The following is a 12,250-nucleotide window of genomic DNA, read 5'->3' as shown; positions in this document are numbered from 1 at the left end:
TGGCGGCCGCCATCGACCGCCTCTTGTTCCGGGCCTGACTTTGCATCAGCCCTGGAGGGCATAGCACCAGCATAAGCGCGTGCGCACAGAATGTGGTACAATAGGTCGAGTAGCGCGTTACGAGGGGACATGGCACCTATGACCACCCCGAGCGGCGGCGGGATTAAACGAAGTTCCTGGCTTACCTTTCGGCGGCGTCTACTGCTGGTGCGTACGTTGTTACGTGGCCCTGCGAAAAGCGCAACGCTGATCGAAGCGATCAACGCTGAACTCGGAAGTCAGGGCTACCCTGAGGCAGCATCAGCAGCCCTCAAGCACGACTTTGATGCCCTCAAAGGCGAGTATGGTTGTGCGATCCGCTATGACCGGATGACCCGTCAGTACCATCTGGTGGATCTCGGTGAACTTGCGCTGCTTGATCTGCCTGATCCGTGCATGGAGGCACTAGCCTTCCTTGAGGCAAGTTTCCCTGAAGCGAGTGGCTTGTCTGAACATGCGAATCTGCGCGATCTGCTTGAGCGAGTGGTGCTTTTATTACCACCCGCTCGCCAGCAACAGCATCGGCGCCGCCGTAGTGCGTTGCGTTTGAGTGTCGGTGGTACGGCTGCGTCGATTCATCCACAGACCTTGGCCCTAGTCAAGCAGGCGATTGAAGAACGGCGCGAGTTGAGTTTTGCGTATCTCGGCAGCTTTGATCTTGCGCTTCCCCGGCGCCACCGCGTGGCACCATATGGGATTACCTTTCGCCCCGAAGGTCATGGATATCTTGATGCAACCCTGCTTGACGTTGTTCCCCGCGGTGCTGAGACCCGCCATGCGGCGATTGATTATCGGCTTGACCGGATTGTGACGGGGACAGTGGAGGTTCTGCCCACGATGCTGCCACAGGTACGCATGTTGCCACCTTCGTATGACCTGCGCTACCAGTTGCTCCCTCAGGTGGCTCGTCGTCGCGATGTGGCTGTCGCTTTTCCCGAGGCCCAGATTGACTATCGCGACGATGGCAGCGCCGAGGTGACGGCGCGTGTGACAAATCTCTGGCAGACCCGACAGATACTGCTGCGCTATGGCGATGCATGTATCGTGTATGAACCACCCGAACTGGTGGAACTCTTTCGGCAGACGGCACGTGGCCTCGCTCGTATCTATGAGTCATGAGGCGTTGCTGATATACGTTGTCGTCGCTGTGATCTGATCACCTTACCCAGGCCTGTGCCTCCCTCGCTCCTCTGTCGAGCCGAGGGCAGTCGGGCGTGAGGTCTGGATGTTCGGGTGCAAACCGGTCAGGTACGACAGCAGGAGCGTTGCGTCAACCAAGGTTTTTGCGTTGCCGCGCCTGAGAGGTTTGCCCATCGTGTAGGATCGCTCTATACCTGTAAGGCTTGAGAACGAATGACCGCGATTTTTCATGGCACCTGGCTGGTGGCTGAACGTCTGTTTTTTTTCTGGGGTGAGCAGGCAACCCCTTCGGTACGGCGTAGTCGGCGGGCGCGGGTGCAGATGCATCCGTTTCAACTGGTGACTGATGTATTGTACGAACACGTAGCGTCGTTACCTTCGTGCGCAACACTGCCTCCGGATCGTGATCGGATTATCTGGTTGCCGTCGATTGGCCGGATGCCGTTGCCGCTCCGTGAATTGCGCAATGCTGGCGTTGAGGCCCCGGAAGGTCAGCCGCGCCTGGCCTCCTGGCGCATCCGTGGCTTACTCTTGACGCCGGTTCAGGCGCTTGAATTGTTGCTCGAACTGGCCCATCGTCATGATCTTGGGGCCGATCTTCAGGCATGGCGTGCAGGTGCGTTGCTGGCGATGGAAGTCGTTGCCGGCCAGCAGATCTTGCCTGCTCTGGTGCGTGAGGGGCCGCGTGTGCGGGCCTTCTGGCAGCCGCGCCCCGTGCCGGCAACAGCCGCCAAGGTTGCCGCGCTTGCCCGCGCGTTGCCGCCACTCTGTCGGGCGTTTGTGGATCGCGTCGAGGCCGCCCCCGCACCGCGCGCCCTGGTTGACTCGTTTCTCGCAACGATGGCTGATGCGGCTGTGCGCGATCTCGCCGCTGCCGACTCGGCGACGGCGCAGAAACTGGAAACCTGGCGGCAGACCCCCATGACCCCAGGTACGGCATGGATGACAGCCTTGCTTGGCCCCGATCCCGTGCTGAAACTGGCCGGATCAGCCGCCGATGAGTTGCTCAAGGCCTGGCAAGAGTGGGTCGGCCCTGAGCATGTGGCTGGTGATGAGATCTTTCGCATTACGTTCCGCCTCGAGCCGCCTGCCGATCCGGTGGCTCCATGGTCGCTCAAGTATCTGCTGCAGGCCGTGGATGATCCGAGTTTGCTTGTGTCTGCTACGCAAATCTGGCGTGAACGCGGTCAGGAGTTCACCTTTCTTGATCGGCGCTTTGCGCAACCGCAAGAGCGTTTACTGCGCGGGCTTGGGTTTGCGGCACGTTTTGTGCCCGCGATCGAGCGTAGTCTCCATAGCAAGGCACCCGAAGCGGCGAGCCTGACAATCAATGAGGCGTTTGCGTTTCTAAAGGATGCGGCTCCACTGCTCGAACAGAGTGGCTTTGGGATGCTTGTGCCGGCCTGGTGGGGCGGCGCGGGACGCCTGCGTGCGCGTGCTCGAACAACGCCTACCGAGGGTAAACGACGCAAAGCCGAGCGTTCTGAGATGCCCGGGCACCTGAGTTTCGAGAGCATGGTCAGTTTTCGTTGGGAATTGAGCGTAGGCGACCATCCGATCGATCGCGCCGAGTTCGAGCAACTGGTGGCCTTGAAACAGCCCCTGGTGCAGGTGCGTGGCGAGTGGATTGTGCTCGATCCTGAACAGGCCCGCCAGGCCTTGACCCTCTTTGAACAGGGTGGGCAGATGACGGTCGCCGAGGCTCTGCGCATGGGGCTCGGTGGCGCGACTGAGCCGTTGCCGGGCGGGGTGGCCTTTGGAGGTCTGGAAGCTGATGGTGCCCTCGGTGAACTGTTACGCGATCTGTCGAGTTCTCAGCAGTTGGAAGAATTGCCCCAGCCTGATGGCATGCACGGTGAGTTGCGCCCGTACCAGCGCCGCGGGTTTTCGTGGTTGAGTTTTATGCGCCGCTATAGCCTCGGCGCGTGCCTTGCCGATGATATGGGCCTCGGTAAAACGCTGCAAACGATCGCGCTTTTGCTCTACGAACAGGCAACCCGCCCTGAGGGTGGGCCGACCCTGCTCATCTGCCCAACCTCGGTGGTAGGCAATTGGCAGCGTGAAGTGGCTCGTTTTGCGCCTACCCTGCGGTTGCTTGTCCATCAGGGGGTGGGCCGCCTGCGGGGGAAAGAACTGGCCGCCGCCGTTGCCGACTATGATCTCGTTGTAACCAGCTATCAGTTGTTGACCCGCGATCGTGAGAGTCTGACGCCGATCAGATGGCGTCTGGCGGTGCTTGATGAAGCGCAGAATATCAAAAATAGCGATACCCGTCAGGCACAGGCAGCACGGGCGTTGCGTGCCGAGGCGCGCATTGCCCTGACCGGGACGCCGGTGGAAAATCGGCTCACTGAACTCTGGAGCATCATGGCGTTTCTCAATCCTGGCTATCTGGGGGGTGAGACCGAGTTTCGCCGTACCTTTGCCCGCCCGATTGAACGGACTGGCGACGCGCAGGTTGCTGAACGCCTGCGTCGCCTGACCGGGCCCTTTATTTTGCGCCGCCTCAAGAGTGACCCGACGATTATTAGCGATCTGCCCGATAAGATTGAAATGAAGATCTATGTACCGCTCACTCGTGAGCAGGCGACGCTCTATGAGGCGACGGTACGCGATGCGCTTGAACAGATCGAACTGGCTGACAGTGAGGGCGAACAGGCGCGTCGCCGCGGCCTGGTGCTCGCGATGTTGACCCGGCTCAAACAGATCTGCAATCATCCGGCTCACTTTTTGAAAGATGGATCGGCGTTGGAGGGACGTTCGGGGAAATTGATGCGCCTCGAAGAGATGTTGGAGGAGGTTCTCGCCGCCGATGATCGGGCGCTGATCTTTACCCAGTTTGCCGAAATGGGCCACCTGTTGACGGCATATCTTGCTGAACACCTGCAGACCCAGACGCTCTTTCTTCACGGTGGCACCCCTGCCCGCGAACGCGATGCGATGGTGCGTCGGTTTCAGGCCGCTGAAGGGCCGCCCATCTTGCTCCTCTCGCTGAAAGCAGGCGGCACCGGGCTCAATCTGACCCACGCCAACCACGTCTTTCATTTTGATCGCTGGTGGAACCCAGCCGTCGAAGATCAGGCTACTGACCGTGCGTTTCGCATCGGTCAGATTCGGAATGTTCAGGTTCACAAGTTTGTCTGTAGTGGCACGCTCGAAGAGAAGATTGATGCCATGATTGAAAGCAAGCGAACCCTTGTTGCGCAGGTACTTGGCACCGGTGAGAGCTGGCTCACCGAGTTGAATACCGATCAGTTGCGTGAACTGGTTGCGCTTCGGCAGGAAGAAGTGAGTGATGCATAGGGAGTTATGTAGTTATGCCTAGACCCCGTCGTCGAGCGCAAGCCCGAACTGATGATGCACCTGAGGATCGGAAGGAACATCAGCATTCGCATGCGCAAAATGAGCAAAAGAAACAGCAAAAACAAGCCGTGAAGCAAACTCGTCAGGCGCATCCGACTGATGCGGCCCACCCGGCGGCGGAAGGAGAACCTCAGCACCGTTCGCGCCGTCGTCGCCGTCGTCGGCCTCGTTCGTCCGAGGCTCAGATCGGTAGCAACCAGGACACGGCCGAGCAGGTGTCGGCCAGGAAGGTTGAAACCACGGCTGTTTCGCCTCCGGCTGGACAAGCCGAGCAGTCCCGTTCGGAGCGTACAGGTTCGCGGCGTCAACGCCGTTCACCCCGTCGACGGAGTAAGCAACCGCAAGACGAGGGAACTCCATCGCGGACATCCAGCGCGTCACAGCGTGAGAAGACACCCTCAGGAGGCAAGCAAGGCCTCCCTGCTGAACGCGCTGACTCACCGGCGAGGAAGGAGGGACACGAACGCACAGCGCGGGTTGGAACGACGCGTTCGACACGTCAGGGGCGGCGCCCTGACCGTAGCCCAGGCGGAGGCCGTAGTGATCTGCGGCCTGCACGGACGACGCGGATCAGGCCTGATCATCGCATTGTATCACGGGGAGACGCTCGCCCTCGCTTGCCGGCAGATGGCATTATTGCGCGGAGCCAGCAAGGTGATTTTGGCGAGTCGTGGTGGGCCAGGCGCTGGATTGATGTGCTTGAAAGTTTCGGGTATGGCAATCGTCTGATCCGTGGGCAAGACTACGCCCGTGAGCGTGCCGTCTTGAACATTGATGTGAGCCTGGGGTATGTCACGGCGCGGGTGCAGGGGTCACGAGCAACGCCGTATCGTGTCTCGATCTCAGTCTTGCCGTTGAGTGATGCGCAGTGGGATCGGGTCATTGACTCAATGGCCGATCAAGCGATCTTCACGGCGCGTCTGTTGGCGGGCGAAATGCCGCGCGAGATCGAACAGGCTTTTGCCAATGCGCGGGTTTCCCTCTTTCCCCAGAGCGTGCATGATCTGCAGACCAGTTGCTCGTGCCCTGATTATGCGAAGCCGTGCAAGCACATTGCGGCTGTCTATTATTTGCTCGGCGAGCGTTTTGACGAAGACCCTTTTCTCGTCTTCACGCTGCGCGGGCGAAGCAAAGAGCGGATTATTGAGGCCCTACGGGCGCGGCGGGCCGATACGGCCACCGAGATGCATCTGCCCGACACACCGACCGAGCGGGTGCCAGCCCTGGAAGATCTGTTGGAGAGCTTTGATGTGTGCGGCCCCGAATTTGCCGGGGTGGCCCCGCATATTGTTGCGCCAGGTGTCGCCTCGACCATGCTCCGGCGATACGGACCGTCGCCAGCCGAGACGACCAATGATCTCCATATGACCTATCTGCTTATGACTCGTGCGGTGCTCGAGCGGCTCTTTGCCGACGAATAGAGACAGCCGTAGCTCAATCCTCGAGCTCGTAGAGCAGATCAAGCAAAGCATCGGCGGCCTCGTCAATCGCGGCCTCATCGCCACTGGTCGCAACGCGCTCGAGGTCGGCAACGGCTTTGGCAAGATCGGCATGCTCCGGATTGGCTTCCAGCGCGGTGCGGGCCTTTTCGAGGAGACTAAAGGCCTCTTCGCTAAGCACAAAGCCATCGTCCTCGTCTTCGAAATTTTCAAGGAGTGCGGTGATCTCACGGGCCTCCAGCTCTTCGAGGCCAACGCGGGCACCCGCGATCTCAGCAGGACTCAGACGTGCGTGGGCGGCACGCACATTGGCGTTGATCTTTTTGCCACTGCCGCGATCGACCGCCGAGACGTGCAAGATTCCATTGATATCAAAGTCAAACTGCACGGTAATGCGAGGCACTTCACCTGGAATTTCGGGGCGCAGATCTTCAAACATAAACTCCCCAAGCAGGGTATTTTTTGAGGCAGTGGCGTGTTCACCCTGATAGATCTTGAGGTTGATCGCAGTCTGAGTGGGATGCATTGCGACATAGATCTCTGAGCGCGAGGTTGGCACGGTGGTATTGCGGGGAATGATGACACTGTAGATGTCAGTGACAAGCTGGCCCATCATATAATCGGCAATTTCGATGCCGAGTGAATGTGAGGTGACATCAACGAGGATCGCATCAAGCGGCTCACCCGCGATGATCGCCGCCTGCACCGCCGCGCCAAGCGCCACGGCCTCGTCGGGGTTGATCGCGACCGCCGGCTCGATGCCAGTATGGCTGCGTACCATCTCCCAAACGAGAGGAATGCGCGTACTACCGCCAACAAAGAGCACTTTATCGAGTTGTTCGGCACGGATCTGTGCATCTTTCAGCGCATCATCAAGCGATTGAATAGTGCCTTCGATCAAATCGTTGATCACCTCTTCAAACTCGGTGCGCTGGATCTCGGTCTCAAGATGCAATGCCTTGCCATCAACAGTCATCAAGTACTCGACTTGCACCTTGACGAACGGGCGGCTCGAGAGCTCGATCTTCGTCTCTTCGGCAACCCGTAGGAGGCGTGCCATCGCCCGTGTATCCTGACGCACATCAACCTCGTGGGTAGCGACAAAACGCTCGATCAACAGATCGCGGAGGCGCTCATCAAAGTCATCGCCGCCAAGCTGAGTATTGCCGTGACTCGAGCGCACCTCGATCACCCCGCTATCGAGTTCGATGATCGACACATCGAAGGTGCCCCCACCGAGATCATAGACAGCAACCATCTGGCGCTCATCGTTGCGGTCAAGCCCATAGGCAAGCGCGGCAGCGGTCGGCTCGTTGATAATTCGTTCGACGGTAAAACCAGCAATCTCGCCGGCTTCGCGGGTCGCCTGGCGTGCTGCATCCGAGAAATAGGCCGGGACAGTAATCACCGCCCGTTCGACAGGTGTTCCGAGCTGACTCTCGGCAACACGTTTCATTTCACGGAGGATCAAGGCTGAAATCTGTTGCGGGGTATAACTACGGCTACCGAGTTCGACCTGGATATCCTGGCCCATCTGGCGTTTGATCGACCGGATCGTGCGCTCGGGATAGAGCACATACTGATTCCGGGCGGGGGTACCAACAAGGAGTTGCTCATCTGGTCCGAGCCCAACCACTGAGGGCATAATGCGTTCCTCGTCACTTGCGAGGATCACAGGCGTGCCATCACGAACGAGTGCGACAGCCGAAAAGGTTGTCCCAAGATCGACCCCAACAATGATGCTCATATGGTTTTCTTACCTCATCAGGTTCACGAAGAATATTCATCGGCCACTGCGACTTCGGCATGCCGCAGAACACGCGTGCCTATCATCAGACCGCGCCGGATCTCTTGCAGCACCATTCCAGCAGGAGCGGTGCGCGAAGGGATGACTTCGACAACGATATGGTGATGTGGATCAAACGGTCGCCCCTCGGCGAGGATCGGTGTAACATCTTCGCTTGCCATGGCATCAAGGAGGCGTCGGCGTACAATCACTAGCCCTTGCAGCCACGACTCGAGCGTTTCACGGAGGGGCACGGGCGGAATAACCAGATCGATGCACTCAACCGGGGCTTCGAGCAAGTACAACAAGAGACGCTCGGGACTTTCGACGCGGCGCGCCTGATGCAGGATGGTCTGGGCCGTACGAATCGCCTCATCGAGACCATCGAGCACCGGAAAAAACGAACGCACCACGGTCAACCTGGCTTCGCTCACAGTCGCGGCGAGACGCTCACGTTCAGCGGCGTGTTCCTGTTCACGTTGTTCTGCTACGGTTCGCAGTTCATTCAGTGTTGCTTCGGAGCGCTTCGCCTGGGTCTCGGCGAGCGCATTGGCCTTGAGTTGTTCACGCCCAGCGCGGCTCATCTGTTTTTCGAGGGCCGCGAGCGCAGTTGCCAAGGTATCAAGGCGTGAGGCAAGCGGGGCGACGGACTGATCAGTCAACTCGGCATCACTCATCACAGTTTGATGACCTCATAATCTTCACGCCAATCGGTACGGTGCAGGTCAGTCAAGAGTTCCAGGGCCAGGAGGAGATCCTGCTGGCTAACGTCGAGCATTGGTGCAGGAGGGCGACGGCGACTGCTCGAAGCCTGCCAGGGTTGCAGCAGTTGCATATCGGTCTCGAGGCGCTGCTCGGGATCACGCAGTTGCTCGTAGGCAGCCCGAATGCGTTTGAACTGCTCGGGATGGCGTTCCGGCGGATACTCGCGTACCAGCGCAAAATAAGCCCGTTTAATCTCGGCGGCACTGGTCTCTACATTCAAGCCGAGGGTCGTATATGGATTGTTATAAGCTTCGCTCATACTTTTTGCTTATGGGTAAGACAGGTGGTTACGCTTTGTGCTGGCAAAAAAGCCAGCCTAGCTGGCTTTTTTGCCAGCGCAAGAGAGCTTCCTGGGGGCCGCAGCAACCCAGTTTAGTAATCCGGCATATCCAACTCATCGAGCATATCAAGCATCGCTTCCGGATCAAATTGATCGTCCAGCATCATATCGAGCATCGGTGTTCCAACCATTGATCGCATGCTTTGCGCTTGTTGTTCGAGATCGTAGCGTTTCTGGCGCCGCGCGATTTGTTCGGCCTTGCGCAACGTCGCCTTGGCGGTCTTGAGATCGCCGAGTTGGCCCTGCACCATCCCAAGGCCAATCAAGAGATCAGGATCATCTGGCGAAAGTTTCAACGCGGCTTCAAAGTAGGTGAGGGCGAGCTTGGGGAGCAGACGACTCAACTTGATGCCTGCGATGCGCAAGAAGATGACATCGGTTGGGTTCAGCGCAACGCCCTTCGCAATCAATTCTTGCCCGAGCAGAATCCAGGGATCATTTTCGTCGAGAGGCGGCGGCCTTTGAGCGAGTCGACTGAAGGAAGGCGGTGGCAGCGCAGCCCGGATCATCATCTCGCCAAGTTGCCCATAGTCGGCGGCATCTGGTTTGAACTCCCGCTCAAAGCGCTCGATCAGCGCCCGAGCATCGTCAATAAGCTTCGCATGCGCCCAGGTTTCGATGCTCTGCATCCAGACATTGAGATCAGTATTCGTAATCTCCAACGTGCGCTCAATCAGGCGGCGTGCCTCATCAAACTCTTTGGTAGGCAGACACATGCGAGCCTGATTAAGCGGAAAGATGGGATTGTCTGGTTGAAGTTTCTCGCCCTGGACAAATGCTTGCCTGGCCAGGTCGTACCTTCCCCACGAGGACCAATCCACGCCATGCGCGAGGAATAAGCCTGCCGCCCCACGGCGCAGATCCTCGCGCTTCGGATGTTGTGCGACGACTTTGAGCATGATCGCTTCAGACTCGGCATACTGCATCCGAGTACTCAACGTCGTCGCATACCGATAGAGCGCATCGGGATGCTCGGGATCGCGTTCAAGCACCCGTTTGACCTCATTTTCAGCGGCGCGATCTTGCTCATTGGCCAGCAGGGCATCGGCTAGTTCGATACGTAGCGCAAGATTATTGGGTTCTGCTTTGATCATCTGACGGAAGACCGCCACGGCTTCATCAGGCCGTCCGGCGTTGCGATAGCAGGTAATGACCCGTTTGCGCACCCAGGCCTGACGAGCGGCTTCCGTATCGACCTCATTCGAGCCACTACTCCGGCTGCCTTTGGTACGCAGCAACGCCCGCCAGATCTCGGCAGCGCTTGCCCAGTCTTCGATCTTTTCATAGGCCAGGGCCAGATTGTGCAAAAGTGGCGCTGGCGAGCCGAGCTTTGAGGAGGTGGTGCGACTCAGAATCTGGCGTGCCAGGCTCCACAACGAGACAGCTTCGGCCCAATTGCCTGCCGCCGCTGCGCGGTGCGCCCCGCGGTCAAGCGTACTGATCCGCACCTCATCGAACACCGGGCTCCCCCGCAATTCAGCCGCGGCACGACTCGTCGCGATCGCGCTATCCAGATCATCCTGTTCCAACTGGGCGACCAGGGTTGGATAGAGGGCCGCAATCTCATTGATCGCCAGATGTTCAACGGGAAGCTCGGCCTTGGCAACCTGAGCCCAGTGTTTCACGGCCTCTTCGGTTTGCCCGGCTTGAGCTGCGGCGACCCCGCGGTAGTAGCGACGTAGCGCATGTAGCTTGGCCGCAGGGAGGCTGCGTTCATCGTGCAGCAATTCAGCGGCGGCTGGATCGCCTGTCATAATCAGCGCAAGCGCCGCCCAGAACCGCCCGAGCGGCGTGCCATCATCGGCAACCGATTGCTTGTGCAGCAAGGCCACAACTGGTGCGGCCCATTGCCGGACAGCATCGGTCAACGCGGGGATCGTGTTCAGGTCGGTGGTTGGATCTTGCTGAAGGATCGCCAGCGCCAGCAGGCGTCCAGTACGAACCTGCGCCGGTTTTTTGGCGAGAACAGCACCATACGCTTCAGCTGCGGCCTGGAAATCACCCTGGAGGTGCAACATCCGCCCCAGGTGAAACTGGTAGCGACTATTGTCGGGTGCCAGTTCATGTGCCTGGCGGAGATCGGCAACAGGATCAGCGCTTTTGTTGGTAATCGCCCGGCGAAAATAGGCTTCGGCCAGAGCGTGGGCCACCGCAGGATCATGCGGAGCAAGCGGTGTCCAAAACTGGATCGCCTGGTCAAACCGCTGACTCTGAAAAGAGCGCAGACCCTGCGACCGTAGATCGCCCCCGGCTGAAGCTGCTCGTTGTTGTTTTACACGCTTTGCTTTACCCATACATCGTTCTTCTATCTCACATATATCTTATCCAGCCACAGTTTGCAAGCAACGACCACCTTTGCTCAGATCCGCGGGAAACGATACTCGGCCACCGGCACAAATTGTTGCACCTCGGCCTGGTAGAGCAACTGGCTAATCTGGATGAACTGCTCATCAAGGGTGATCAGATTGCACGAATTCTGACCTTTTTCGTGCCCATGTCCGCGATTCGATGTTGTTGTGCCACTCTGACAGATGATTGTACCTTGCTGAAGCTGGGGCATCATCGTGCGGGTATGGCCGACATAGCCAGTGTGCAGGTGCCCCGTCAACAACAAACCGACGCGATGTTCATCAAGCACTTGCATCGCAGACGAGGCCCCACGCATCACTCGATTTTTGCGTGCGCCTGGTGGATGCGCAACGGGATGGTGCCAGACAACAATTTTATAGACCTCGGGGCCATAACGTGCCAGGATACGCCGCAGGTTTGCCCGCTGGGCACGACTCAAGCGTCCGCCATCTCTCGTCAACCCGTGGGCAGTATTGGCACCCACCACCACCAGACCTGGCAACTCAAAGACTGGATTGAGTTCTGTGGTGACATAGCGGCGATAGCGCCCAAGCGAATTGAAGAGCCGCAGGTGAAGATGAAAGAGCGGGACATCGTGATTGCCAGGTACAACAAGCTGTGGCTGAGGCAACGCCTCACGCAGGGCACAGGCAGCGCGCCACTGGGCAACAAAATCAGCCCGTTGGACAAAATCCCCCGAGACAACCACAAGATCTGGTTTGATCGTGTGCGCCTGAGTAACGAGCGTATCGGCAACAGTCTGACGGAAGGGCGGGCCGGTATGCAGATCAGAAACGTGCAAAATCCGATACGCCACAGACTACTCCTCGGTGGTAGGTACGACGACGGCTGCCCGGGCTTTTTCGCGGGCCAACCCGATCAAGGCACGTCCAATTAAAATAGCTTCAACCGCGAGGGCTGCCACAAAGACATAGCGAACCACAAAGGCTACAGTTTCCATACCAATGCTCCCGCAGGATAACGAAAATCGAGAGAACCCAAGCTATGCCAATTGTAACATGTTTTGCG

The 12,250-nt window shown here is 58.5% G+C and carries 9 protein-coding genes; 3 read left to right on the top strand and 6 right to left on the bottom strand.

What is annotated here, in order from left to right; all coding sequences use genetic code 11:
* Positions 1-138: 138 nt before the first annotated feature.
* From EYB53_RS09640 to EYB53_RS09630, 3 genes are all read left to right on the top strand, one after another.
* Positions 139-1,158, top strand: coding sequence for a helix-turn-helix transcriptional regulator (locus tag EYB53_RS09640; RefSeq protein WP_135477975.1), 1,020 nt, complete (start codon positions 139-141; stop codon positions 1,156-1,158).
* 234 nt (positions 1,159-1,392) lie between these two features.
* The gene (locus EYB53_RS09635; RefSeq protein WP_205712617.1) at positions 1,393-4,482 is read left to right on the top strand and encodes a DEAD/DEAH box helicase; all 3,090 of its coding nucleotides are present in this window, start codon (positions 1,393-1,395) and stop codon (positions 4,480-4,482) included.
* Positions 4,483-4,496: 14 nt separating this feature from the next.
* The gene (locus EYB53_RS09630) at positions 4,497-5,963 is read left to right on the top strand and encodes an SWIM zinc finger family protein (protein ID WP_135477974.1); all 1,467 of its coding nucleotides are present in this window, start codon (positions 4,497-4,499) and stop codon (positions 5,961-5,963) included.
* A 13-nt stretch (positions 5,964-5,976) separates the two neighbouring features.
* Here EYB53_RS09630 and EYB53_RS09625 read toward each other — a convergent pair whose 3' ends face one another.
* The 6 genes from EYB53_RS09625 to EYB53_RS09600 all read right to left on the bottom strand — a co-directional run bounded on the left by EYB53_RS09625 (position 5,977) and on the right by EYB53_RS09600 (position 12,182).
* Positions 5,977-7,728, bottom strand: a complete 1,752-nt coding sequence (locus EYB53_RS09625; RefSeq protein WP_135477973.1) for an Hsp70 family protein — start codon at positions 7,726-7,728, stop codon at positions 5,977-5,979.
* A gap of 23 nt (positions 7,729-7,751) precedes the next feature.
* Entirely contained in the window at positions 7,752-8,444 is a 693-nt protein-coding gene (locus EYB53_RS09620; protein ID WP_254150999.1) for a nucleotide exchange factor GrpE, read from the bottom strand.
* Positions 8,444-8,791, bottom strand: coding sequence for a J domain-containing protein (locus tag EYB53_RS09615; protein WP_135477971.1), 348 nt, complete (start codon positions 8,789-8,791; stop codon positions 8,444-8,446). Before EYB53_RS09615 ends, EYB53_RS09620 begins: the two co-directional genes overlap by 1 nt.
* A 113-nt stretch (positions 8,792-8,904) precedes the next feature.
* Positions 8,905-11,166 (bottom strand): tetratricopeptide repeat protein, encoded by a 2,262-nt coding sequence (locus EYB53_RS09610; protein ID WP_135477970.1) that lies wholly within the window; start codon positions 11,164-11,166, stop codon positions 8,905-8,907.
* A 65-nt stretch (positions 11,167-11,231) separates the two neighbouring features.
* On the bottom strand, positions 11,232-12,038 hold the full coding sequence (locus EYB53_RS09605) for a metallophosphoesterase family protein (RefSeq protein ID WP_135477969.1): 807 nt from the start codon (positions 12,036-12,038) through the stop codon (positions 11,232-11,234).
* 3 nt (positions 12,039-12,041) lie between these two features.
* Positions 12,042-12,182 (bottom strand): hypothetical protein, encoded by a 141-nt coding sequence (locus EYB53_RS09600; RefSeq protein ID WP_167857328.1) that lies wholly within the window; start codon positions 12,180-12,182, stop codon positions 12,042-12,044.
* Between the last annotated feature and the right edge of the window lie 68 nt (positions 12,183-12,250).

The organism is Candidatus Chloroploca mongolica, from assembly GCF_004762035.2.
Classification (GTDB): domain Bacteria; phylum Chloroflexota; class Chloroflexia; order Chloroflexales; family Chloroflexaceae; genus Chloroploca; species Chloroploca mongolica.
Note: the sequence above shows the minus strand (reverse complement) of the source record. Positions and strands in the feature narration are given on the sequence as shown.

Excerpts from the sequence above, each read along its gene's own strand:
- EYB53_RS09640 (WP_135477975.1), top strand. The coding sequence starts at position 139 with ATGACCACCCCGAGCGGCGGCGGGATTAAACGAAGTTCCTGGCTTACC.
- EYB53_RS09635 (WP_205712617.1), top strand. The coding sequence starts at position 1,393 with ATGACCGCGATTTTTCATGGCACCTGGCTGGTGGCTGAACGTCTGTTT.
- EYB53_RS09630 (WP_135477974.1), top strand. The coding sequence starts at position 4,497 with ATGCCTAGACCCCGTCGTCGAGCGCAAGCCCGAACTGATGATGCACCT.
- EYB53_RS09625 (WP_135477973.1), bottom strand. The coding sequence starts at position 7,728 with ATGAGCATCATTGTTGGGGTCGATCTTGGGACAACCTTTTCGGCTGTC.
- EYB53_RS09620 (WP_254150999.1), bottom strand. The coding sequence starts at position 8,444 with ATGAGTGATGCCGAGTTGACTGATCAGTCCGTCGCCCCGCTTGCCTCA.
- EYB53_RS09615 (WP_135477971.1), bottom strand. The coding sequence starts at position 8,791 with ATGAGCGAAGCTTATAACAATCCATATACGACCCTCGGCTTGAATGTA.
- EYB53_RS09610 (WP_135477970.1), bottom strand. The coding sequence starts at position 11,166 with ATGGGTAAAGCAAAGCGTGTAAAACAACAACGAGCAGCTTCAGCCGGG.
- EYB53_RS09600 (WP_167857328.1), bottom strand. The coding sequence starts at position 12,182 with ATGGAAACTGTAGCCTTTGTGGTTCGCTATGTCTTTGTGGCAGCCCTC.